The organism is Shewanella sp. 6_MG-2023 (assembly GCF_030547195.1).
Lineage (GTDB): Bacteria > Pseudomonadota > Gammaproteobacteria > Enterobacterales > Shewanellaceae > Shewanella.
Genome location: NZ_JAUOQU010000045.1, coordinates 1 through 26,050 on the forward strand (window position 1 = coordinate 1; position 26,050 = coordinate 26,050).

Sequence of the window (26,050 nt, forward strand, 5' to 3'; positions counted from 1 at the left end):
TTACGTCTGAATTAAAGCCTAACAGGCAATCTCACTTTCAGAAAAGTGGTGGGCCGTGAAGGATTCGAACCTTCGACCAATTGGTTAAAAGCCAACTGCTCTACCAACTGAGCTAACGGCCCATCTGGGTTTTATTAATACTAATTGTACTAATTGGAACAAAAGCCAACTGCCTGTTCTTGTTAACAAGAGCACAAACAACTGAGCTAACGCCCCATCTTAAAGCTTTCAGAATAATTGAAGCCTATAAATAGTATTCAATCAATCTGCCATCAAAATAAGTTAATCTAACTCATTCAAATGACCCCAGAACGTCGCTCCGTTCTGAGGGCGCCTATAATACCTTTTTCATTTGCTCATGCAAGCGCAATTTAGCGTTTTTTTGCCGTTTGCACTAAAAACAAACTAAGAGGCTGTTTTTAGGTTAAATTAGGGTTACAACGCAGACAATTGTTGCTGTGCTAAACGTGCCGATGCACTATTTGTGTATTCTTTAAGCACTCGATTGTAAAAAGCAGTTGCGGTAGCTTTATCACCTTCTTTTTCAGCAATCATGCCTAACTTAACTAAACTATCACCACGCTTATTAGAATTAGGATATTTAGTGACCACTGCATCAAAAGCTTGCTTCGCTTCAGTAAAGGTACCTTTATTAAACAACAGTTGCCCTAACCAATAATTTGCATTTGCTGCATAAGTGGAATCAGGGTATTGCTTAATAAAATCACTAAAAGCAGGAATAGCCTCATCGTACTTACGCTCTTTAAGCACTAAATTCACCGCTTGCTCGTAACTTGCAGTTTCACCTAAGCTAGATGGGCCTGCTGAAGCGGCATTATTTTCAGCAACGGTAACCGTAGTCGCCGCGGCACTAGCTGATAAATTAGCAATTTCTTCATACAACTGACGTTGACGCTGTAACATTTGACTAATTTGATAGTCTTGCTGCTCAGTAATGCCTCGCAAATCTAACACTTCACGTTGCAAAGTATCTAAACGCTGCTGCGCTTCAAATTCCGTTTGTTGTTTTGCTTTAATGATACGCTCGAGACGAGATATACGATCGTCATTTGAACCACCAGCAAGATCTTGCACCGGCGCTGGCGCAGCAGTGGCACCAGCAGCAAAAAACATTGCAGCAAATAAAACAGCATGTTTCATCAATAAACTCCTAAACTGGCCAACAAGTGCTGGCCTTCCTATTACGAAAGTTCAACCGCGATGATTAGTAAACTAAAACACCACGACGGTTTTTAGCAAAACCACTCTCGCTTCGAGAGAAATCTAATGGCTTTTCTTCACCATAACTAACAACACTCATTTGACTTGGTTGTACACCCATACTTTGAAGGTATTTCGCAATAGCTTTAGCGCGTCTTTCACCTAAAGCAATATTGTATTCAGGTGTACCACGCTCATCAGCATGACCTTCAATTAATACACGAACATTTGGATGCTCAACTAAGTAATTGCCATGAGCTTGAATAATGGCAGCGTTTTCGCTTTGTACTTCACTGCGGTCAAAATCAAAATAAATGATATTTTGAGCGCGTAATTCTTCTTGCTCTACGCGTTGTTGCTCTTCAGGCGTTAAGATTGGTGCAACGCCTCCTGTTTCAACACCACCAGAACCGTATTCACCGCCAGTAGTTGTGGTTGAGCCACTTGTAGAACCACTTGCATCGGTTTCAGATTCTGAAGTTGTGCTACATGCACCTAATGCCATAACAGGTACAACAACTAACATAGCTTTAAACAACTTATTCAGATTCATTGGAAATCCTTATTAATATTATAAAAATGGTGACCAGGCTGGTGATTTAACTTCACCTTGACCTGCGGGTAATCTTGCTTTAAATCGTCCATCCATAGACACCGCAGCGAGCACTTGCTTGCCTTGGTGTGTAGTACCATAAATAACCATGGTGCCATTTGGTGCAATACTTGGCGACTCGTCAAGGGTCGTTGATGTCAGCACTTGCATAAAACGGGTTTGCAAGTCCATTCGTGCAATATTGTATTTTCCGTTAGTACGGTTTACAAAAATCATACTGCGACCATCTGGAGTGATCGTGCCACCTAAGTTCCACTCGCCTTCAAAGGTCATACGTGAAATTTTACCTGTGCTGAGTTTCACTTGGTAAATTTGCGGTTTTCCGCCGCGCTCAGAGGTAAAAATAAGTGACTCTCCATCTGGCATCCACGATGCTTCAGTATCGATAGCATAATGATTAGTAATGCGCTTTATCGCTTTACTGGCAATATCGATTACGTAAATTTCAGGCTGACCATCCTTAGATAGTGTCACAGCAAGCTTTTTACCATCTGGTGAGAAACTCGGTGCGCCATTAATACCCTGATGAGAACTGACTTTAGTACGCTCTTGGGTATAAATATCTTGCACAAAGATTTCCGCTTTACGGTTTTCAAAGCTCACATAAGCTAAACGTCTGCCATCTGGTGACCAACTTGGTGACATTAACGGCTCTGGCGAGCGAAGTAACATTTGCTCGTTATAACCATCATAGTCGGCAATCATCAAATGGTAAGGAGATTTTTCACCTTGTTTAACGACAACATAAGCGACTCGACTTAAAAACGCCCCACGAATACCGGTTAGTTTTTCATAAACAATGTCACTAATGCGGTGACCATATTGTCTAAACTGTGCTTCACTGATAACAGTTTCACGGCTCTCAAGCAGTAGTTCACTGTTTTTCATTGGGCCTTTATCAGTTTGTAGCTGGGCTTTGACTAAATCAATCAGATCAAAACTCACCAAATATTGATTATTGCCATAAGGCTTAATTGAGCCCACTAATAACGCTTCAGATGCCGTTGAATTCCACACTTGAGAGGTAAATTCTTTCACAGTGCTGATATTTGCTTGCGGTAAACTGCGCGCATCAAGCGGACTAAATGTGCCACTGCGAGCTAAGTCACTGGTCACCACATCACTGATACGCTCAGGTGCTGGCCCTGTACCTTGCCATACAAACGGCATAACCGCGATAGGTCTTGCAGCATCAACACCTTCAGTAATAACGATATCTAATGCGGCATTCGCACTGCTACTTACAAGAACTACAAATAGTGTTAACCATTTTGCCAAAATCTTCATGTGACCCCTTTAATTAAATTCCGGTGATACGGTTAAATTAATTTCTTTCATTTTGTTATACACATCAGCTTCAGAAGAAACCGGTAACCGCCCTGCTTTATTTATCGCAGCTTTCGCTGCACGACAAACAACTTGATCGCCACTTAATGTTTGACTCGCGGTAACAAAGCCATCTGGCGCTAATCGAATTAACACGCGGCAACTTTTACCACGCATTGACTCATCAACAACCAAATTACGTTGGATAGTTGATTTAATCATCGCGGTATACTTGTTTACCTCAGATACAACCTGTTTATTACGGGTTGCAGATAAAGCAACTTGCTCAGCAGCCATTGCATCTGCCATTTCTTTTTCCTGGCGAGCACGCTCAGCCTCTTCGGCTTTACGTTTACGTTCAGCTTCTTCTTTACGTTTTCTGTCTTCTTCACGCTTTTTAGCAGCTGCAGCTTCTTCACGCTGGCGCTTTTCTTCAGCTTTTTTCTCTGCAGCTATACGCTGCGCTTCTTGCTGTTTACGAAGTTCAGCGGCCTTTTCTGCTTTGGCTTTTTCTGCAGCTTCTTTTTGCTGCGCAGCCTTAGCGGCATTATTGGCTTTTATGGTTTCTTGCTCTTTTTGCTTACGTTGAATTTCAAGCTGCTTAATACGTTCTTGTTCTTTTCGCACTTCTTCTCTAGCTTTGCGCGCTTGCCTATCGATTTCAGCTTGACGTTGTTTTTCTTTTCGCTCGGCATCGCTTCGTTGTTGTTTAAGTTTTTCAGCATGGTCATTAATACGCTGCTGATCAACCACAACGGCCTGAACGATGGGTTCAGATTGAGTTTGTGGTAAATGTTTAGGTTTATCTTCAAAACTAATGCCTAAAGCAAGCACCACGATTACCCCAATATGAATGCCGGCAGAAATAACAACGGGTAAAGTTAATTCAGATTTAACAGCCACCAAACTACTCCTCAGGCGAATCAGTCATTAAGCCCACCGCAGGCACACCCGCACCTTGTAAGCTGACCATGAGTTGAATCACGTTTTCATATGCTATGCGACGATCGGCTTTTACAACTACAGGTCTTTCTGGCTCAAGCTGGATCATTGCACCCACTTGCACTGAAATTTCATCCAATGAGAGTGGATCGTTATTTGATCCGCTGCCCACATTCAGAAAGTATTCACCAAACTCATCAATTGAGGCAACGATAGGCGGTTTGCTTTCTGCCGATAATGGTTCAGCTTTACCTTGAGGTAGTTCCACCTTTACGCCTTGTGAAACAATTGGCGCTGTCACCATAAAAATAATAAGCAGCACCAACATTACGTCGATATAGGGTACAACATTAATTTCGGCAACTGGACGGCGGCGCTTGCGTTGATACATTACACCGATTCCTTCTCGCTGTAGGCTTGGCGTTGTAATATGTTAGAAAATTCTTCCATAAAGTTAACGTGGGCCATTTCAAGTTTTTCTACTTGTGTCGAGAAACGGTTATAGGCAATAACAGCTGGAATAGCAGCAAATAACCCCATAGCTGTCGCGATCAAAGCTTCAGCAATACCCGGCGCTACCATAGTTAAAGTGGCATTTTCTACTGTGCCCAATGCAATAAATGAATTCATAATGCCCCATACTGTACCGAACAGGCCGATATAAGGGCTGGTTGAACCGATTGTGGCTAATAAAGGTAAATGAGTATCAAGTTTTTCAACTTCACGGGATAAACTGACTCGCATAGCCCTTGATGTGCCGTCCATAACAGCTTCAGGAGACTTACTGTTTGCTGAACTCAAGCGAGAGTACTCTTTAAAGCCTGCGACAAATAATGCTTCAAGGCCTGTCAATGATTCACCACGAATTGACAACTCTTTGTAAAGTTTATTCAAATCCACACCAGACCAAAAAGTATCTTCAAATTTTATTGATTTAGCGCGGGCTGAATTGAGCAATTTACGGCGCTGAATGATTACCGCCCACGAGGCAATAGATAAACATAATAAGGTTAGCATCACTAACTTAACGAGAAGACTTGCCTCTAAAAAAAGACCGATAAAAGAAATTTCAGCTTGCACGATTAAACTCCTGCACAATATTGGATGGAATAGCCCTAGGTCTCATTCGAGATAAAGCAATACAAGCGACAACAATAGTGGCTTCACAATAGCTAACACCATTATCATCTAGCAATCGCTGTTTAAATATCAGCGAAGCTTTTTTTAATTCTGTCAGCTCAGATTCAACAATTAAGTTCTGCTCGAATCTTGCTGCAACTTTAAAGTCTAGCTCAGCATGTTTCACCACAAAAGCAATGTCATTAGCTAACAATTCAGTTTGCTTTATTCCCATAGCTTTTAACCACTCTGTGCGAGCACGTTCGAAAAAGTTTAAATAATTCGAATGATAAACAACACCACCAGCATCGGTGTCTTCATAATAAATAGAAATAGGCCATGTAAACATAATTAGCGATTGTGAATTTTGCGTAATAAAAGATGGCTTACTATACCGAGTACCACCACGCTTGTGAACAAAGCGACCTAGCAAAACGGGGATTATTTTAGGGTTTAAGACTTAATTTGGCATTAAAATATGGCTTTTGCAGAGATATTAGCGGCAAATGAATAAAGTTTAATGTTAGCGCCTTTTGCAGTTACATTTAGGTAACATAAAAATTGAGATTAACATCACGAATAGGCTGTAAATCTAGGCCTTTCAAGATAGTAATCTCAACATAAATTATCACTAATGAATTTTAGCGGGAATGGCTAAACCAAAACTGTGCCACAAGAAACTGTATATATCTGCAGCTTCATCAATTTTCATGGCAGTAGGTTTACCAGAGCCATGACCAGCATTGGACTCAATACGCATAATCACCGGCTTGTTTGCTTGTTGATGTTTTTGCATCATAGCTGCAAATTTAAAGCTATGCAGTGGCACAACGCGGTCATCATGATCTGCTGTCATCACCATAGTGGCAGGATAATTCCCAGGTTTGACATTATGATACGGAGAGTAAGCTAATAATGCAGGCAATTGCTCAGCCACATCCGCGCTGCCATATTCACTGACCCAGGCCCAACCTATGGTGAACTTCTGAAACCGTAGCATATCTAGCACACCGACCGCTGGCAGTACTGCGGCAAATAAATCAGGTCGCTGTGTTAATACCGCGCCCATCAATAAACCACCATTACTGCGACCATAAGCGCCTAACTTTGATTTGTTGGTGTAACCATTATCAATCAGGTATTCCGCAGCAGCATAATAGTCATCAAACACATTCTGCTTTTTATCGAACATGCCTGCTTGATGCCAACTTTCGCCATATTCTGCCCCGCCGCGGATATTGGGAACGGCATATATTCCGCCCATATCGAGCCAAGCAATATTTGCAGGGCTAAAACGTGGTGTCATCGAAATCGAAAAGCCACCATAGGCATAGAGCAGTGTTGGGTTGTTGCCATTAAGGGTTACCCCTTTTTTATAAGACACCATCATTGGAATACGGGTGCCATCTTTACTGGTATAAAACACTTGCTCAGAAACGTAGTCATCGGGATTAAACGAAACTTTAGGCTGATTATATAAACTGGTTTCACCGCTTCTAAAATCAAATTTATAAATCGTTTGCGGTTGCACATAGCTATTGAAGGCAAAATAGAAATAATCTTTACTGCGTTTTCCGTATGGTCCTAAAACACGGCCTTTACCTGGAAGCGCAACATCTTGCCTTTTGGTGCCATTTAAACCGTATATCGATACTTTACCTAATACATCATGTAGGTAACTCACTACAAAATGATCATGGACAATCGCAATATCGTTAATGGGATCGCTAGACTCAGGGATAATGGTTTGCCAATGGGCTTTTTCTGGACGATTAATATTTATCTCAATAACTTTTCCATTTGGCGCATCTAAATCTGTCTTAAAATAGAAATGCTCTTCATCATTACCAAGGAAAACATATTGAGCTTCTAAATCGGTGATTAACTCAACCACTTCAGCATCAGCAGATTGCAGTGACTTATAGAAGAACCGATTGCGGCTATCAGTGCCTTGAGAGACAGTTATTAATAAGTAGTCGCCCTTTTCGGTTATTTCAGCCCCAAAGCCCCAATCTTTGTTTTGTGGGCGCTCATAAATAAGTATATCTTCAGCTTGCTGGGTACCAATTTTGTGGTAATACACTTTTTGATTAAAATTGACATCAGCAAGTGCATCGCCACCGGCTGGTGCATCATAGCGAGAATAATAAACACCTTGGTTATTGGCGTCCCACGTGGCGGTTGAAAACTTAATCCACTGCAGTTTATCGGCCAGCGCTGCGCCTGAGGCAATATCAATGAACTGCCACTGCTGCCAGTCAGATCCAGATTTTGAAACGCCGTAGGCCAGTGTTTTACCGTCATTACTGACCGAAACACCAGATAGCGCAACGGTACCGTTTTCAGAAAGTGTATTGGGGTTAAGTAATTCTTTGGTATTGCCAGCTTTATCAGTTACATACAACACAGACTGTGACTGCAACCCGTCATTTTGATAGAAAAAAGTATTTGAGCCATTTTCAAATGGCGCTGACACTTTCTCAAAATTCCATAATGCTGTAATGCGATCAACCACAGCTTGCTTGTTGTTAATGTTATTTAAATACTGGCTACCAAAATCTTGTTGTTGTTTAACCCACTGTTCAGTTTCTGGTGTATTTTGCTCTAAATGTCTGAAAGGATCGGCAACACTCACACCGTGTAGTGTTTCAACCAAATCTTGTTCGACTGTATTTGGATAAGAATATTTAGTGGTACTTGTGACTTGTTCTACCGTAGAGTCTGGTGCGTGTTGACAAGCAGTAAGTGCAGTTCCAAGGACAATGGAGAGTAGTGAACCCTGTAATAAGGGCATTTTTATTATCATTTTAAGCAACCTTCTTTTGCATTGTGGCTTCATGCCTGAAAGTAATATACCTCAAAATATAATTATTGCGAAAATCTGTATTTATTTAGGGATTACAAGACTATTTCATAGGCTTATCACAAGATAATTTCGAATAAAAATAATTAGCCAGGTACTTTAATTGAATAACTTAACAATTGATTATCATCCAATACCGCACACTTTCGACTAAATATGCACGCCAGATGATTATTCATTTACTTATAGCGCTATTACTTCATAAATGGGTGCTTAAACGCTAAAGCTCAACCTAAAGTCACATTAGTTTTTTTAATGCGAAGTCGAAATTTTTCTAGTTTGTCAGCTTAGAGCAAAGTCTCTAATATACGCCTTGTTTTCAGGACATAGCTTATTAAGTTGACATAGCTTACTGAGTTATAGAAAACCAAGAACTTCTAGTTGATGTATCCAATACCTCAACTTATCCCTGGTTCTTATGCTTGACTTCCTTCCTTGAATTTGTGAATACAAATTGTTTGCCCGCTTACTTTAAGCGGGTATTTTTTTGCCTATTTTTCGAGAATAATACAGAAATAGTAGAGACAAAAAAGGCCTAATCACCCGACTAAGTCAATTAGAAAATTTATCATCTGTAGGTTAAATCGTTTTAGAAATTTTAATCACTACTCGACGGTTACGATCTCTTTCTTCAGAGAGTTGATTCGATGCAACATGGCGTCTTTCACCGTGACCGGTTTTATGGATTCTGCTTTGCTCAATGCCACTGGCAACTAATAAATCAGCCACAGAATCGGCCCGTCTATCCGATACCCTTTGGTTAACCGAACGCCCACCATAACTATCGGTATAAGCGTCAACAAACACTAGCTCAACATCAGAGTCATAAGATAAGTATTCCTGCACTCGGTTTAATTGAAGCTTAGAGAAACGGGTTAATGCGGTGCCGCCTGCTTCATAGTTAAGTACAGTAAATGCGATATCGTCAAAACTATAAGGTAATAGCGTAGCCAAACAAGAACGGAATTGACGATATTCACCACCAAAATTAGCTGCTGATAACCCTACCGCGACTTTATCAGTGCGGTTATACCAATCAGCATAATAAAAAGTCGGCTGCATGCCTTTACTTAATTCAGTCAGCATCGACCAAGCTGCTTTACGTGGCACTTCACCGTTAAACTGCTTATGGTAAGTTAAGGTGGTGATCTCTTTTGCATTAACGCCTGGGCGCCATTGGGGCGCTTTACTTATCAGTTGCGCCTCGGTGATTTGATCGGGTTTATTCCACATATCAAGACTAAAGTTCAAATTTAAGTCTTTACCAGCACGACTAGTGAAAATAGCTTTGCCGTATGCAGGGATGTCATGTTCAAGCCGACACTCTATCGGGCTATTTTCGCTTAGGCGCCACATAGAGTCATCAAGAGACGCAACATATTGTTGTAAATCAGCTTGTGCTGAAGATACAAAACAAAAACTGCTTACTAAAAGTAATTTACGCCACATAAAAACATCCCGATTGCTGATCACATATTTTTTATCGGCAGTATTTAATTTTCCTTTAGCAGAATTATTCGCCGATCAAACATGACACCGAGGCGCACTTTTAGCATAATAGCCGCCAGAATGAAGAATGAGGTTTTTAATGAGCGATATCTGCGACGCAAACAAATTCAAACACCGCTTTAGAGGTTACTTCCCTGTAGTTATCGATGTCGAGACTGCGGGATTTAATGCTGCAACTGATGCGTTGCTAGAAATAGCTGTCACCACCCTTAAAATGAATGATGATGGCGTAATCGAATTGGATAAAACCATTCACTTTCATATCGAGCCTTTTGAAGGTGCCAATCTTGAACCAGAAGCCTTAGCATTTAATGGGATTGATCCAACCAATCCATTACGTGGTGCTATTGACGAAAAACAAGCATTTCTAGAAATATTCAAGATGGTTAAAAAAGCGCAAAAAGCTGCTGACTGTCATCGCTGTATTATCGTTGCCCATAATGCAGCATTTGATATTGGCTTTGTAAATAAAGCCATTGAGCGAAATGATTTAAAACGGTCGCCATTCCACCCTTTTGCGACCTTTGACACCGCAACTCTTGCAGGTCTTGCTATTGGTCATACGGTATTAGCCAAAGCCTGTAAAATGGCCGGCATTGATTTTGATAATAAAGAAGCGCATTCCGCCTTATATGATACTGAACGTACTGCTGAACTTTTTTGCTATATCGTCAATCGATGGAAAGCGTTAGGTGGCTGGCCTATGCCAGTTGCAGAAGACACTGAAGATTCTTCTGCAGAGCTTGATACCAGTGCTGTGACTGCGATAACACCTACAGCTCAGTAGTCATGCATGTTAGCTGTTTGCAAAAATATAACAGCTTTAAAAAAGAGAAACTGTGGACTAATTAAGTCCCAATAACAAAAAAGCTGCCATTGGCAGCTTTTTTAGATCTAACTAGCTAATAACTTAAAGCTGGTCAGAATTATCTTTTAAGTAAGAAGCAACACCTTCAGTGGTTGCAGTCATACCCTTGTCGCCTTTTTCCCAACCAGCAGGACAAACTTCACCGTGCTCTTCGTGGAATTGTAATGCATCGATCATACGTAGCATTTCATCAACGTTACGACCTAGTGGTAGATCGTTAACAACTTGATGGCGTACTTGACCTTCTTTGTCGATTAAGAAAGACGCACGGAAAGCAACACCAGCTTCTGGATGCTCAACATCGTAAGCTTTACAGATTTCGTGTTTAACGTCAGCAACTAACGTGTAGTTAACTTCACCAATACCGCCTTTATCTACTGAAGTATTTCTCCAAGCGTTGTGTGAGAACTGAGAGTCAATTGAAACACCAATAACTTCAACACCGCGTTTAGTGAATTCTTCAATACGGTGATCAAATGCGATCAACTCAGAAGGACACACGAAAGTGAAATCAAGTGGGTAAAAGAAAACAACAGCTTGCTTACCTTTAATAGCAGTCGCTAGGTTGAAGCTATCAACGATTTCACCAGTACCAAGAACCGCAGCGGCAGTAAAATCTGGGGCCGGACGGCCTACTAATACGCTCATTTTATATCTCCATCTATGGATTGAAAAAATTTAAAACAATGCCTGTTAATCTGGATGGCATTATACCCGAACTGCAGCAATATGCGAGATAGCTCGCATTAATGCATACCTAAATAGATATATTGTTCTCATATTTGAGCTATACCTTACCCGTTATTGATAAAAGAGATAAGCCCTTTATGCTGAAAAATATTTCAGCTGCTGATAAATGCTCCATATTAAAAAGATTCTGTGACATGAAGAATAAAAATAACATCCTCACAAGCCTTGTTACAAGAATCATAAACCCCAATCACAAGCAGGCAAAACATTTAAACTCGTTAGAGATAAACTGGACATGTATACCTATACAGATAAGAATAAGCTCAGAATAATTATCTAAAACACAACTCAATAAGAATTAATTAATATGAATGCCGTCGTAATTGCTGTCACCTTAATGCTCGCATTAAGTCTTATGCGTGTGAATGTTGTCATCGCGCTCACCATTAGTGCCCTCGCGGCTGGCCTATTTGGTGGATTAGATATACATCAAACCATCACAGCTTTTAATAATGGTCTCGGTGGCGGAGCGCAAATTGCGTTAAGTTATGCACTTTTAGGTGCCTTTGCTGCTGCGCTATCACACTCAGGTTTAACCACGCTCATTTCCCACAACATCATTAAAAAAGTGGGAAAAGAACCAAACAGCACCAATACCTTAGTGGTTCGTTGGTTGATCTTAGCGTCAATATTAATCATGGCCATTAGCTCGCAAAATATTTTGCCTATTCATATCGCCTTTATTCCCATTTTAATTCCGCCACTATTACATGTATTAAGTAAGCTCAACATTGATCGCCGCTTAGTGGCTTGTATCATCACTTTTGGCTTAGTAACCACCTACATGATTTTACCCATTGGTTTTGGTGGTATTTTCTTAAATGACATCTTGTTAGCTAATTTAAACAATAACGGCCTTGGCGCTGTTAAAGAGCAAATTCCAATGGCAATGATGCTACCCGCTCTTGGAATGATCACTGGCTTATTAATAGCGGTATTTATCACTTACCGTAAACCACGTCAGTATGAAATTAAAGATGTCGAGTCCACTGAAAAAACAGTGAGTATCAACAAAAAAACTATCGTTATTTCTTTGTTCGCCATTTTTGCAACCTTAGTGGTGCAGCTACAAACTGATTCAATGATTTTTGGCGCCTTGACGGGCTTTCTCATTTTCCGCTTCTCAGGCATTATCAAAGCGGATGTGAGGCAAGATATGTTTAACCAAGGCGTGCTAATGATGGCCAATATCGGCTTCATCATGATTGCAGCTGCAGGTTTTGCTGCTGTGGTAAAATCAACAGGTGAAGTCAGCACCCTAGTGACTTCATTAGGCGACATCATTGGCGATAATAAAGCGCTTGCCGCACTATTGATGCTTGTTGTCGGCTTATTAATTACCATGGGGATTGGCTCTTCTTTCTCTACCATCCCAATTATTGCTACGATTTATGTTCCATTAGCAATGACATTTGGCTTTTCAGTGGCGGCTACAATCGCCTTGGTGGGCACAGCCGCTGCATTAGGTGATGCGGGCTCTCCTGCATCGGACTCAACCTTAGGCCCAACAGCAGGCTTGAATGCTGATGGCCAGCACGATCATATTCGTGACAGTGTTATCCCAACCTTTATTCATTACAACATTCCGTTAATCGCATTTGGTTGGATTGCTGCGATGGTTTTGTAGTTAATAAAATAAGCAATAAAAAGGGAGCCAATTGGCTCCCTTTTTATTGCTTAACAATGTTAGTAACAGAGGTTAGTTACTTAGTACCAAATATCTTATCACCAGCATCACCTAAACCAGGTAAAATATAACCTTGCTCATTTAGGCAGTCATCAATAGCGGCAGTGTATAATTCAATATCAGGATGGGCAGCTTCTAGTGCTTTAATACCTTCAGGGGCCGCAACAAGCACTAATGCTTTAATAGACACACAGCCACGGCTTTTTAGTAAATCGATAGTCGCAATCATTGAGCCACCAGTAGCAAGCATTGGGTCAACCACAATGGCAACACGCTCATCAACATTACTGACTAACTTGTCAAAATATGGCACTGGCTCGAGTGTTTCTTCATCACGGTAAATACCCACAACTGAAATTTTAGCGCTAGGCATATGCTCTAAGACACCATCCATCATGCCAAGACCAGCACGCAGAATAGGTACCACTGTCACCTTTTTACCTTTTATTTGCTCAATTTCAACAGGGCCGTTCCAGCCAGGGATGGTTACTTTTTCAGTTTCAAAATCAGAAGTGGCTTCATAAGTTAATAAACTACCGACTTCAGTAGCAAGCTCACGAAATCTTTTAGTACTAATATCAGCTTCACGCATTAAACCCACTTTATGGCGGATTAGCGGGTGTTTAACTTCAACGACTTTCATTTTTGCACTCCTATTGATGAGATATTTTTCGCAAATTCTTCAAATCTTAGTTTATTTATCCTCATTAGAAAACATAAAGTTTCATATTTGCAAACAATCTCACGCTAAAACAATAAAACTATTACAGAAAACTGTTTTCATGGGCGCATAAATCCAAATGATGGCTTTCGACGACGATCACAAGCTGTTAGAATATCGCCGCATAAAATCCCATAAAACGATGTACCCTAGAGGATCCTCCGTGACTACTCCTACACCACTTAGTTACAAAGACGCTGGCGTTGATATCGATGCTGGTAATGCATTAGTAGATAACATTAAAACTGCAGTAAAACGCACTCATCGTCCTGAAGTTATGGGCAATTTAGGTGGTTTTGGCGCGCTATGCGAGCTACCAACTAAATATAAACACCCTGTATTAGTTTCTGGTACTGACGGTGTTGGTACAAAACTGCGTTTAGCCATTGATTACAAAAAGCATGACACTGTCGGTGTTGATTTAGTTGCTATGTGTGTTAATGACCTAATCGTATCTGGTGCAGAGCCTTTATTCTTCCTTGATTACTACGCAACAGGCAAGCTTGATGTCGAAACAGCAACTTCAGTTGTTAATGGCATTGCAGAAGGCTGTTTTCAGTCTGGTTGTGCATTAATCGGTGGTGAAACTGCTGAAATGCCAGGTATGTACGAAGGTGAAGATTACGACTTAGCAGGCTTTTGTGTAGGTGTTGCTGAAAAAGAAAACCTTATCGATGGTACTAAAGTAAAATCTGGCGATGCGTTAATTGCACTAGGTTCTACTGGTCCTCATTCAAATGGTTATTCTTTAATTCGTAAAGTACTTGAAGTAAGCAAAGCGGATCCTAAGCAAGATTTAGCCGGTAAGCCGCTAATCGATCATCTGTTAGAACCAACAAGAATTTATGTTAAGCCGCTTTTAAAGCTGCTTGAACAAACAGAAGTGCATGCCATGGCTCATATCACTGGCGGTGGCTTCTGGGAAAATATTCCTCGTGTACTGCCAAACGATTGCAAAGCAGTTGTCAAAGGTGATTCTTGGCAGTGGCCTGTGGTTTTCGATTGGTTAATGGAAAACGGCAACATTGAACAATTTGAAATGTACCGCACCTTTAACTGCGGTGTAGGCATGATAATCGCCTTACCAGCAGAGCAAGTTGATGCCGCATTAACCTTGCTACAAGCTGAAGGTGAAAACGCTTGGTTAATCGGTGAAATTGCTACTCGCCAAGGTGACGAAGAGCAAGTGGAGATTAACTAGATGACTGATTGCTGTCGTGTTCTAGTACTCATCTCTGGTAATGGTAGTAATTTACAAGCCATTATTGATGGTTGCGATGACAATGTCAGTGCTGAGGTAGTCGGCGTAATTAGTAACAAGCCTGATGCCTATGGATTAATCCGTGCGCATCAGAGTGAAATTGATACTAGCTGCGTTATTGCACGCAAAGATGAAACTCGAGCCCAATATGATCAACGCCTGAAGCAAGCCATCGAGAAATATCAACCTGACTTAATTGTACTTGCTGGCTTTATGCGGATTTTATCTGATGAATTTGTTAGCCAATATCTGGGAAAGATGATCAACATCCATCCTTCTTTATTGCCTAAATACACTGGATTAAATACCCATCAAAGAGCCATAGATGCCAAAGATGCTGAACATGGCGCCAGTGTGCACTTTGTTATTCCGCAGCTTGACGCTGGGCCTGTGATTTTGCAGGCTAAAGTACCGGTTTATGAAGAAGATGATGTTGATACGCTTGCAGCACGTGTACATGAACAAGAGCATGCTATTTACCCACTGGTCGTTAAGTGGTTCAGCTTACAGCGTTTAAAAATGGTGGATAACATCGCCTATTTAGATGATAAAGCGATTGGCGTGCATGGTTACGCACCAGACTAAATCACGTTAACTTGCTATCAGCTTCAAATAAAAAATCTCGCATTCGCGAGATTTTTTTGTTTGAACACAGCTTATGCCCCCTTCAAGTTCAAACTAGCGAACAGGTAACGTCATGCCTGCAAACATTTCATCAATCAATTGCTGATCACGTAACGCAACCGCTTTTTCTACCACATCACGGGTGAGATGCGGGGCGAAGTTATACATAAAGTCATACATGTAACTTCTTAAAAAGCTGCCACGTCTAAAGCCTATTTTAGTGGTGCTGTGGGCAAATAAATGACTTGCGTCAATGGCAACCAAGTCTTTATCAATAATTGGGTCAATGGCCATAGAAGCAATAACACCCACACCTAGGCCTAATCTGACATAGGTTTTTAGCACGTCAGCGCTCGTGGCACTAAATACCACTCTGGGCTCAAGTTCGGCTTTATTAAATGATTTTTCTATTTCTGAGGCTTTATCAAAGCCAAACACATAAGTCACTAACGGAAATTCAGCTAAATCTTCAATGGTTAATGTTTTACGATTGGCCAACGGATGATCTTTGGTCACCACCACAGAACGGTTCCAATGGTAACAAGGCAACATAATTAAGTCTGAATACAGATGCATAGCTTCAGTTGCAATGGCAAAGTCGGCATCACCGCGAGCAGCTTGTTCACTAATTTGCGATGGCGTACCTTGGTGCATATGTAAGTTAACTTTCGGATAGCGCTTAATAAAAGGCTTAATCACTTGCGGTAAAGCGTAACGGGCCTGAGTATCTGTAGTTGCGATATTCAGCTCGCCTTGGTTAGGCTGGGTATATTCTTCTGATACTTTTTTAATGCTTTCAACTTTACCCAAAATGTCATTAGAAATATCAATGACCATTTGGCCTGCTGGGGTCACATGTGTAAGATGTTTACCACTGCGACCAAAGATTTGGATCCCTAACTCATCTTCTAGCATCCGTACTTGTTTGCTGATCCCCGGCTGAGAAGTATAAAGGTCTTCAGCGGTAGCCGAGACATTTAAATTATGTTTTACCACTTCGGCAATATATCTTAGTTGCTGTAATTTCATGTTACGACCTTCACCCTTGCCAATCACATATTATTTTAACCTTATAGCTAAATGTTATAGAACATCTAAAATATTAATGCAAACAGTAATAACAACATTGAGAGTTTTGCATGTTATTGCTCTGTAATGCTAATCTTGACCACTGTGTCACTATTTCCACAATTTTTCGTCACAATGTAAGACTTTTTTACGACACACACTTTTTCATAAGCTAGAATACCAGCTTAGATATTTATAAAAGTGGCAGTTAAGCCACTGTCCAATTTTATTATTGAATGGAAACCACATGACCTTTACTTTGGTACTGATCCTTATAGGTGCACTTTTTCTCCTCATCATTGGTATCAGTCTGATACAACAACAAAAAGAGCGTGCTGAAGCCGAACGCCGAATGGAATTAAAACGTCAGCGAGCCATCATAGATGAAACTGAGTCAGTACTTTCCAGCACCGGCTTAGCTTCTTTTCCTAGCAGTATTATTTTGGTGTTATATAAACGCATCAATGAAGCCCTACAGGTGTCGGTGTCCTATTTAGTAAATCAGCCTCAGCAGGCGGATTACCAACGCAGACAAATTGATATTCAAGCGCAAATAACCAATTTAAATAACAATGCAATGCAAGCCTTAGCCATAGAAAACTTTCGTTTACCTGACAATGACAAGCAAATTCTAGAATTAGTACAAATGCTTAAAAAATTAAAAGCCATTGTTCGGGCAGAAAATAATAAAGGTAAAATAGAGCCGCAGGTGTTTGCTGAAGCAGAAAGTCGTATCGACAGTTACCAGTTACGCATCAATGTTGAATCCATGCTTTCAAGAGCAAGAGCGTCTAATTCGCTAAAACAATTTGGCTCTTCTAAGCAAATGGTGTCGAAGGCGCTAGCCACACTGCAAGCGATTAAAGCGAAAACCCCGGATGACCCATTTATTTCCCGCAAAGTTGACGAAGCAAAGGAGTTACTCGGTGAGATTAACTCACAGCAAAAACAAGTGATCCCAGATGCAGTAAAACCGAATAAAAATGAAGGTGATGATATTGATATGTTGTTTCAACCTAAAAAGAAGTGGTAACGAGTTAACTTATTTAATTTACAGATTTTAAAGCCTCTTCGGAGGTTTTTTTATTGAGTGAAATATAATCGCCCCCTAATAATCAAAACAGCAATGCTAATTATCCTATAGCTGTTTATTTAGATGATTAAAAAACATGAAAATTGAGCAATAAAAATGGGACCCTATGGTCCCATTTTTTTCAATCGCTAATTTGTTAGAGAAAGAAGATTAATCTTCCTTTTTCTTTACTGTTTTTTTCGCTGCTGGCTTTTTGGCCGCCGCTTTCTTAGCTGGCTTTTTCTTAGTTGATTCGCTCACCCATTTGCCACCAATGAATTTTGATGACCAACCAGTGGCTTTTCCGTCAACTTCAGTAGCAACATATTGCTCTTTGGTTTTACGACTAAATTTAACTGCGGCTTTATTACCATCATCATCGGTAACTGGCGCATCGGCAAGGTACTGATATTTTGGCCAAAGTTGCTCACGATAATGAACCAGTTCTTCAACCAAAGGCGCTCGTGTTTCACGAGATTTAGGGAACGTACTTGCTGCAAGGAAAATACCTGCCGCGCCGTCACGCAATACAAAATGTGCATCAGACTTAGTACATTTCAAATCAGGTAAGAAGATAGGATCTTCTTTAGGTGGCGCCGCTTCGCCGCTTTTTAGTAACTTGCGGGTATTTTTACATTCGGTGTTGGTACAACCAAAGTATTTACCAAAGCGGCCATTTTTAAGTTCCATATCATTGCCGCACTTATCGCATTCAATGATTGGTCCTTCATAACCTTTAATCTTAAATTGACCAGCTTCGATTTCGTAACCTTCACAGGTTGGGTTATTACCACAAACATGTAATTTACGTTCTTCATCGATGAGATAACTGTCCATTGCGGTGCCACATTTACCACAACGATGTTTAGCACGCAGTGCATCAGTTTCAGCATCTTCATTGTCGCTGACAGCTTCTTCACCTGGTGTTAAGTTCATGGTGGTTTTACAGCGCTCTTTTGGCGGTAAAGCATAACCAGAACAGCCTAAGAACACACCGGTGGTGCCGGTACGAATACCCATTGGGCGACCACAGGTTGGACACTTAATGTCTTCAGCCAGCACCATCTCATTTAGACGCATGCCGCCTTCTTCCGGATCTAACTCTGCATGTTTAAGTTGCTTAGTTAAATCGCCATAGAAACCATCAAGGACTTTTTTCCACTCAAGTTTACCTTGAGCGACATCATCAAGGGTTTGCTCCATGCTAGCTGTAAAGTCAAAGTTCATAATGTCACTGAAGCTTTCAACTAAACGGTCACTAACAATTTCACCCATCTTTTCAGCGAAGAATCGACGGTTTTCTACTTTTACATAACCGCGGTCTTGAATAGTTGAAATAATCGTTGCATAGGTTGATGGACGACCGATACCGCGCTTTTCAAGCTCTTTAACTAATGACGCTTCACTAAAACGTGCAGGCGGCTTAGTAAAATGTTGTTTAGGTAACAATTCATTTAGATCTAACACATCGCCTTTATTAACCACAGGCAAAGTCTTGTCTTCTTCGTTCTTCTTACCCATTGGCGGTTGCACTTTAGTCCAACCGTCAAAGCGCAGTGTACGACCACTGGCTTTAAGTTCGTAATCACCTGCAGTCACAGTCAAACGAGTCGCATCATATTTAGCTGGATTCATTTGACATGCAACGAATTGGCGCCAAATAAGCTCATAAAGGCGCTGAGCGTCTCTTTCCATGTCAGTCATTGTAGCTGATAGGATTTTAACGTTAGACGGTCTGATAGCCTCATGCGCCTCTTGAGCGCCCTCTTTACTACCATATCGAATTGGGTTTTCTGGTAAATAGTCGTTGCCGTACTCAGAAACGATCATTTCCCGTACACCATCTACCGCTTCTTGACTTAAATTAGTCGAGTCGGTACGCATATAGGTAATATGCCCTGCTTCATAAAGACGCTGCGCCATCATCATGGTCTTTTTAACACCAAAACCAAGACGAGTACTCGCTGCTTGTTGTAATGTTGAGGTGATATAAGGCGCTGATGGTTTACTTGATGTCGCTTTATCATCACGACCGGTAACCACAAACTTTGAATCTTTTAACGCATCTAACGCTACTTGAGCTTGAGCTTCATTAATTGGACTAAAGGCCGCCGACTGATATTTTGCCACTTGCATTTTTAGCTTTTGAGCTTGCGAAGTTGCTAAATCAGCATGCACATCCCAAAATTCTTCAGGGACAAATGCCTTAATCTCACCTTCACGCTCAACTACCAGTCTAACGGCTACCGATTGAACACGGCCTGCAGATAAACCGCGAGCTACTTTTTTCCAAAGTAATGGCGACACCATGAAACCCACAACTCGGTCTAAAAAGCGACGCGCTTGTTGTGCGTTAACCATGTTGGTATCAAGTACAGATGGTTTGCTAAATGCATCTTGAATGGCTGTTTTGGTAATTTCGTTGAACACAACGCGCTGATAACGAGATTCGTCACCACCAATAATTTCCTGCAAATGCCATGCAATTGCCTCACCCTCTCTATCCAAATCGGTTGCGAGATAGATGTGGTCAGCAGTTTCAGCTAATGCTTGCAGCTCTTTAACGACTTTTTCTTTACCTGGTAGGATTTGATACTTAGCCGCCCAGCCTTTTTCTGGGTTAATCCCCATACGGGCAACTAAAGCACGTTTATCCCGCGCGAGTTTGTATTTAGCTTTTTCTTCAGGCGCCATTTTTCTAACTTCAGCCGGCGTTTTAGTCGCTACCGTGCTGTCTGGCGATGATGATGTAGGCAAATCACGGATGTGACCTACACTCGATTTAACGATGAATTCTTTACCAAGGTACTTATTAATAGTCTTGGCTTTGGCCGGCGATTCGACAATAACTAGTGATTTACCCATAGTTTAATTTGCGCCAAAAAGTCTCTAACAGATATAAATTGGTTCCATATATAGAGTGTTGAGACGAATGTTTCAAGTAAATACCTCTAATATGTGTCCAGCGAGCCATTTTTTAATCAATTATAAAAAAGGAGAAAAAATAATATTGCGTTAATAAAAAGTAATATTTCATTATTTAGGGTCTAGCAAGTAAAACTTGTGCATGTTTAGTCACTTTTTCAATATTTGCGACCCGAGTCACCGCTTGTTAACCCTTATATCATCAGTATACTGACGGTAATTTCACAAAATTAAATCGTAAAAAACCTATTTAAATAACAATAAGAATGACTATTAAGGAAAATAAATGAAGCACTTTGAAGCGAACTTCGATGGTCTAGTCGGGCCAACGCACAACTATGCAGGGCTATCTTTTGGTAACGTTGCTTCATACAGTAACGCGGCCCAAGCATCAAACCCTAAGGCTGCCGCTAAACAAGGGCTTCAAAAAGCAAAAGCACTTGCCGACCTCGGCATGATTCAAGGTGTATTAGCTCCGCAGGAGCGCCCAGACCTTTATTCGCTACGCCGTATGGGTTTTGCAGGCTCTGACGCTGAAGTGTTAACACAAGCCGCCAAGCAAGCTCCTGCATTACTCAATGCCTGCTGTAGTGCTTCATCTATGTGGACCGCTAATGCTGCAACTGTGTCACCCAGTGCTGACAGTCGAGATGGCAAGGTTCATTTTACGCCAGCAAATTTGGTAGATAAGTTACACCGTAGTATAGAACCGATAACTACGGCGAATATTTTAAAGGCCACATTTAAAGACGAACGTTTTTTTAAACATCATCAACATTTACCAGAACATGCAAGCTTTGGCGATGAAGGCGCAGCTAATCACACCCGTTTGTGTGGTGATTATGGTCATGCTGGGGTTGAGTTATTTGTCTACGGTCAAGAAGCGACTAACCCAAATGCAGTTAAACCGACTAAATATCCAGCAAGGCAAACATTAGAGGCATCGCAAGCGGTAGCGCGGTTACATCAAATCGATGACGAAAGCTGCGTTTTCATACAGCAAAACCCTGATGTGATTGACCAGGGGGTTTTCCATAATGATGTTATTTCTGTCGGTAACCAAAATGTGTTGTTCTATCATGAACAAGCATTTTTAAATACTGATGCAAAATTCGAAGAAATTCGCCATAAGATGAATACAGAAGTGCACTTTATCAAAGTTGCCACCTCGCAAGTGTCCATCAATGACGCCGTTAAAAGCTATTTGTTTAACACGCAAATTATCACCTTGCCAAACGGTGAAATGGCGATAATCGCCCCAACAAATTGCCAAGAAAACCCGGCAGTCCATGCTTATTTAAATGAGCTTGTGACTTTAGGAACGCCGATAAAACACGTTAAATATTTTGATGTAAAACAAAGTATGCAAAATGGCGGCGGCCCTGCTTGTTTGCGTTTACGTGTTGCCATGAGTGAATTAGAAATCTCCGCAGTCAATCAAAACACCTTGATGAATGACGCTTTATTTAGCCGCTTAAATCTATGGGTAGACAAGCATTACCGTGACAGTCTAGTCGTAGCCGACTTAGCAGACCCTCAGCTAATTATTGAGTCACGAACAGCCTTAGATGAGCTGACTCAAATATTAAAACTTGGCAGTGTTTATCAATTTCAGAAATAAGTCATAAACTTAAGAACAATAAAAAAGCGCCTGATTAGGCGCTTTTTTATTGAGGTTATAACCACTTTCAAAGATAAAAAACCGCTCTATGAGCGGTTTTTGTTAATGCTTATACTAATCAATTAACCATTATCATGGACGTTCACTGTATACGTTACAGGGTCACCATATAAAGTTTGCACCGTGATAGTTAAGTTACCATCGGTTTTCTGGTTAGCGCTACTCTCACGGCCCACAGTAAAGGCAAATAACAATGGTCTCATTGAGGTGTTATTGCCAATAGTATATGAACTAGTCGCAGATGATAATTCACCGTTTTCAGTTGTTGCCGTAATCGTGGTTCCACTTGCCAATGTATTGTTGTTTACATCGGATAGGAACAAGTAAACTGTTTTACTTGATGAACCATCATCAACATCTGGTGTTGAAGGATCATTATCATCATCTGAAAATACAGAACTAATATCAATTGTTGCAACATCTGTAATATCACCAACATCATTAATATCAACTAAACGACCATAGGGAACTGAACCAGACATAACGATGGTCATATTTCTAAACACGTTTAATTGTGATTGAGTATTATTTATACCAGTTTGACTACAACTTGCTTCTGAACCTGAAGCGCAAAGTAAGCCTGTATAAAAATCATCAGCCGCATCAAAAACACCATTACTATTATAGTCAATATACTCTTCTTTAATTGCACCGGCAGGAACCGGGTCGCCACGATAACTGCCATCTTCGTTTTCATCAAAGAAAGCTTCCGTTAAATCAGTCCAAGTCTCTCCAGTATCATACAAACCGTTACCGTTAAGATCTACGAAACTTTCTTCACCTATAGCATAGGCTGTGACCGTTGAGCGACCAGGTCTTGGTTCAGGGATGATAGAATTATCGCCGTCTTTATAACTATCCAAAACATTACCACTACATGGAGGAGATACATGTATTGTGCCATCTCTATCAATGAAAGGAGTCGGACACTCAACTACTCTATCGTCAAAAGGTCGGGGATTTGAACTAGTCCAAATGACAGAACAAGTACCTGTGTTAGATACAGTAGTACAGCTACCATCTAAATCCCCTTGACCGACATTACCACCTTCAGTTCTAAAATGGATTACCGTTCCAGTAGGTACAGGGTTATTGAAATGGTCGGCTGAACGGATAGTCACAGCACTGGTTTCACCATCACGATCCCAGCCTTCAACATTTAACACTGAAGCTGATAACGAGAAGCTATTGTAATCAGCTAAACCTGTTGTAACCGTTAGGCTATCAGATACATTTGAAACAGGTAAACTTGATGGGTCACTCTCATCTTGCCAAACTGCGAACACCTTAACAGGTGTAGCAACATATCCTGAACGTACAGTAACTGACGCATTACCTTCTGAATCAGTATAAGCAACGGCATATTTATTAGCATCTCCTAAATCTGCTGGGTACTCAGGATCGCCGACTTTAGGCATATTTGGACAATAAACAAAATCATCAGCGATTGGCGCTGGTGACAATGTCATCCCGCCAACTTCAGTGCTTAGCTCGAAACACACCCGTTTAGCTGCTGCGGCTTGACCAATTTCATTTAACAACCTAAATGAAACTTGCGATGTTTCAGAGCGTTCACCAGCATCAGATAAACCACCAGAACCTTTAATAGCAAGTTTAGTTGGTGACGCACTAATAAATTGGATTGCACCAACGGTTATAGCATCAATCATCACATCGGTTGTTGCGGTGACTGTTGAAGCACCAGTAATAGCAGAAACCGTTATTGTATCTGTACCCTGACAATTGATACTTCTATAGGTAGCAAAACCTTTACCAGCATTTGTTACTACAGGAGAATCAATAACAGCATTTCCCGCTGACATACATTGAGAAGAAAACTCTAATGTGAAAGGTTGACTTGTTTCTATAGCCCCTACAGAGTCTAGAACCGTAACTTCAATAACCGTAGACCCACCAGCCGGTATTGTGCCTGTACCGATATAAGTGGACACATCTAAATCAATATCGACTCGGCCAATTTCAAAAGCTTTGGTAGAAGTTACTTGTTTCACTTTTAAAGAAACTTCACCAGCACCAACTGCACCATCTGAATATAGGTCAAGAATAGCTTTACCATCTTCATTAGTTATTGCAGTTGCAGACGCAGGGCTTACAGCACCAAGAGTCGTACCTGCAGATATTAGAACTTGTCTAAGCGGTTGACTAGAACCTTCTAAAGTAACGATAGCACCAAGAATACCCGGGCGTTCATTGGTAATATTATCAGTTACAGTACATACCTCGAAATTCTTAAGAGCCTTATCAAAAGCTGCAACATCATTACAATCATAGATTTCAAAACTGATACTAGGATCTGCAGCTACAATATCAATATCATCGCCAGCAGTTTCAAAACCAATTGAGACTTCATTTGCACCTAAAGAAGCCGTTATACTCGCAGCGCCTTCGATTGAACCTGCGGTTAGCAATATTTCGGCTTTACCTGAATTATCGCTTAATGCTGTTGCTGATACAGGTAAAAAATCGCCTAAGGTACTCGCGAAACTTATCACTTGATTGACAACAGGATTACCAGTTCTATCAGTTACAAATACTTGTACTTTTGCAGGTTCAGCTTGGCTTACTGTTGATGTTTGGTTACCAGAAACATCTACTAAGGCAATATCAAGATTATTAACCTCACCGTTGCCATCAAATGCGTCACCAGCTACGCTGAAATTGAAATCTGCAAAAATCTGCTCTCCTTCAAGAATAAATACAACTTCCAGAGTACCCGCACCTTCAACGGTATCTGTTAACAAGGTGGCCCTTGCGATACCATTAACATCAGTTAAAGCGCTACCTGAAGAAGGGTTTATTTTACCTTCTCCGATAATCGAAAAGTCTACTCTTTCATAAGCAACTGCAACACCTTGTTTTAATAAAGTTGCCTTAACTGAACCAGGTGAACTTTCGCTTATATTACGTATAATATTATCAGAAGAATCAACGACCGTTAGCTCTATTTGGTACTCATCAATTGGTTTTATGACAACTTCATCGCCTAATGACTCAAATCCTAAGCTTGCTGTAGCGTTTCCTATAACCACTTGAACTTCACCAGCGCCAGCCTCTTCACCAGCAGTGAGCTTAATAGAAGCTACACCATTGGTATCAGTAATTGCAGTGCCTAAACTCGGCGTTATATTACCTAAGCTGGTTTTAAAGGTTGCGACTTTATCAGTGAGCGGCTTGCCTTCAAGATCCAAATAAGTTGCCTGTACAATACCTGCAACAGCATTACTAATTTGGTTAATTTCTGTTCCATTTACATCAAATAATTTGATAGATAATCGATTAGTTCCAACAGCGGGCCCGTCACCTAAAGCTTTAAAGCTTATAGATGTAGTTAACCCTTCTGCAACAGATACATTAACAGTACCAGCAGCTTCGACGTCAGCAGTTCTAAGAATTATAGAAGCCTTACCATTTGCGTCAGTTAAAGCTGTAGCGCTGGTAGGATCAAATATACCAATTGAGGTATCATTCAATGAAAAATTAACTACCGCACTTGGTACTGGATTACCATTTACATCTAAATAAGTAACTTCAACAAGCCCCGGTTCAGTGTCAGAAATTTCAGTAGTTGAATTTCCCGAAGAATCCAGTATTACAGCAGTAAGACTTGCAATATCAGCAACGCCACCATCGCCTTTCGAATAAAAGCTGATGCTTGATGGTACTTCGTCCTCAATAGCTATAGTGACATTACCTGCACCTTCTTTATTCGCCGCAACAACCTTAATACTTGCTACACCCGATGCATCTGTCAACGCTGTTCCACTACCAGGAACAAAGCT

20 protein-coding genes and 1 tRNA gene are annotated in these 26,050 nt (G+C 40.8%); 6 read left to right on the top strand and 15 right to left on the bottom strand.

What is annotated here, in order from left to right:
• Window positions 1-46 precede the first annotated feature (46 nt).
• The 10 genes from Q4533_RS18550 to Q4533_RS18595 form a co-directional block, all read right to left on the bottom strand.
• Window positions 47-122, bottom strand: a tRNA-Lys gene (locus Q4533_RS18550).
• A 313-nt stretch (window positions 123-435) separates the two neighbouring features.
• On the bottom strand, window positions 436-1,161 hold the full coding sequence (gene ybgF / locus Q4533_RS18555; RefSeq protein WP_102436491.1) for a tol-pal system protein YbgF: 726 nt from the start codon (window positions 1,159-1,161) through the stop codon (window positions 436-438).
• Window positions 1,162-1,225: 64 nt separating this feature from the next.
• Complete coding sequence (gene pal, locus Q4533_RS18560) at window positions 1,226-1,774, bottom strand: peptidoglycan-associated lipoprotein Pal (protein ID WP_102436493.1); 549 nt, start codon at window positions 1,772-1,774, stop codon at window positions 1,226-1,228.
• 18 nt (window positions 1,775-1,792) lie between these two features.
• Window positions 1,793-3,121, bottom strand: coding sequence for a Tol-Pal system beta propeller repeat protein TolB (gene tolB / locus Q4533_RS18565; RefSeq protein ID WP_102476132.1), 1,329 nt, complete (start codon window positions 3,119-3,121; stop codon window positions 1,793-1,795).
• Between the two features lie 9 nt (window positions 3,122-3,130).
• Window positions 3,131-4,063 (bottom strand): cell envelope integrity protein TolA, encoded by a 933-nt coding sequence (gene tolA, locus Q4533_RS18570; protein WP_102436501.1) that lies wholly within the window; start codon window positions 4,061-4,063, stop codon window positions 3,131-3,133.
• 4 nt (window positions 4,064-4,067) lie between these two features.
• Entirely contained in the window at window positions 4,068-4,502 is a 435-nt protein-coding gene (gene tolR, locus Q4533_RS18575; RefSeq protein WP_102436497.1) for a protein TolR, read from the bottom strand.
• Window positions 4,493-5,182: a protein TolQ gene (tolQ, locus tag Q4533_RS18580; RefSeq protein ID WP_076536823.1), complete on the bottom strand. Its 690-nt coding sequence runs from the start codon at window positions 5,180-5,182 to the stop codon at window positions 4,493-4,495. Before tolQ ends, tolR begins: the two co-directional genes overlap by 10 nt.
• On the bottom strand, window positions 5,172-5,573 hold the full coding sequence (ybgC, locus tag Q4533_RS18585) for a tol-pal system-associated acyl-CoA thioesterase (RefSeq protein WP_102440503.1): 402 nt from the start codon (window positions 5,571-5,573) through the stop codon (window positions 5,172-5,174). The genes tolQ and ybgC overlap by 11 nt, the downstream gene beginning before the upstream one ends.
• A gap of 279 nt (window positions 5,574-5,852) precedes the next feature.
• Window positions 5,853-8,027, bottom strand: a complete 2,175-nt coding sequence (locus tag Q4533_RS18590) for a prolyl oligopeptidase family protein (RefSeq protein ID WP_303503763.1) — start codon at window positions 8,025-8,027, stop codon at window positions 5,853-5,855.
• A gap of 636 nt (window positions 8,028-8,663) precedes the next feature.
• Window positions 8,664-9,533 (bottom strand): OmpA family protein, encoded by an 870-nt coding sequence (locus Q4533_RS18595; RefSeq protein WP_102440501.1) that lies wholly within the window; start codon window positions 9,531-9,533, stop codon window positions 8,664-8,666.
• Window positions 9,534-9,672: 139 nt separating this feature from the next.
• On the opposite strand from Q4533_RS18595, the gene rnt reads away from it, so the two are divergent.
• Window positions 9,673-10,380, top strand: coding sequence for a ribonuclease T (gene rnt, locus Q4533_RS18600; protein WP_102440500.1), 708 nt, complete (start codon window positions 9,673-9,675; stop codon window positions 10,378-10,380).
• Between the two features lie 123 nt (window positions 10,381-10,503).
• On the opposite strand, the gene Q4533_RS18605 is transcribed toward rnt, so the two are convergent.
• Complete coding sequence (locus tag Q4533_RS18605; protein WP_102440499.1) at window positions 10,504-11,109, bottom strand: peroxiredoxin; 606 nt, start codon at window positions 11,107-11,109, stop codon at window positions 10,504-10,506.
• A gap of 409 nt (window positions 11,110-11,518) precedes the next feature.
• On the opposite strand from Q4533_RS18605, the gene Q4533_RS18610 reads away from it, so the two are divergent.
• Window positions 11,519-12,838: a Na+/H+ antiporter family protein gene (locus Q4533_RS18610; RefSeq protein ID WP_102476130.1), complete on the top strand. Its 1,320-nt coding sequence runs from the start codon at window positions 11,519-11,521 to the stop codon at window positions 12,836-12,838.
• A gap of 76 nt (window positions 12,839-12,914) precedes the next feature.
• Here Q4533_RS18610 and upp read toward each other — a convergent pair whose 3' ends face one another.
• Entirely contained in the window at window positions 12,915-13,541 is a 627-nt protein-coding gene (upp, locus tag Q4533_RS18615; RefSeq protein ID WP_076536836.1) for a uracil phosphoribosyltransferase, read from the bottom strand.
• 241 nt (window positions 13,542-13,782) lie between these two features.
• On the opposite strand from upp, the gene purM reads away from it, so the two are divergent.
• Entirely contained in the window at window positions 13,783-14,820 is a 1,038-nt protein-coding gene (gene purM, locus Q4533_RS18620; protein WP_102440497.1) for a phosphoribosylformylglycinamidine cyclo-ligase, read from the top strand.
• A complete protein-coding gene (gene purN / locus Q4533_RS18625; protein ID WP_303503765.1) occupies window positions 14,821-15,465 on the top strand; it encodes a phosphoribosylglycinamide formyltransferase in 645 nt (214 codons plus the stop codon).
• A 93-nt stretch (window positions 15,466-15,558) separates the two neighbouring features.
• On the opposite strand, the gene cysB is transcribed toward purN, so the two are convergent.
• Complete coding sequence (gene cysB / locus Q4533_RS18630; protein ID WP_102440502.1) at window positions 15,559-16,533, bottom strand: HTH-type transcriptional regulator CysB; 975 nt, start codon at window positions 16,531-16,533, stop codon at window positions 15,559-15,561.
• A 286-nt stretch (window positions 16,534-16,819) separates the two neighbouring features.
• Between cysB and Q4533_RS18635 the strand changes: the two genes are divergently transcribed.
• A complete protein-coding gene (locus Q4533_RS18635) occupies window positions 16,820-17,605 on the top strand; it encodes a hypothetical protein (protein ID WP_303503767.1) in 786 nt (261 codons plus the stop codon).
• Between the two features lie 210 nt (window positions 17,606-17,815).
• Here the strand turns inward: Q4533_RS18635 and topA are convergent, their stop codons facing one another.
• A complete protein-coding gene (topA, locus tag Q4533_RS18640) occupies window positions 17,816-20,509 on the bottom strand; it encodes a type I DNA topoisomerase (protein ID WP_303503769.1) in 2,694 nt (897 codons plus the stop codon).
• Window positions 20,510-20,855: 346 nt separating this feature from the next.
• Between topA and astB the strand changes: the two genes are divergently transcribed.
• On the top strand, window positions 20,856-22,190 hold the full coding sequence (astB, locus tag Q4533_RS18645; RefSeq protein ID WP_303503771.1) for an N-succinylarginine dihydrolase: 1,335 nt from the start codon (window positions 20,856-20,858) through the stop codon (window positions 22,188-22,190).
• 122 nt (window positions 22,191-22,312) lie between these two features.
• On the opposite strand, the gene Q4533_RS18650 is transcribed toward astB, so the two are convergent.
• Window positions 22,313-26,023, bottom strand: coding sequence for an Ig-like domain-containing protein (locus tag Q4533_RS18650; protein ID WP_303503773.1), 3,711 nt, complete (start codon window positions 26,021-26,023; stop codon window positions 22,313-22,315).
• Between the last annotated feature and the right edge of the window lie 27 nt (window positions 26,024-26,050).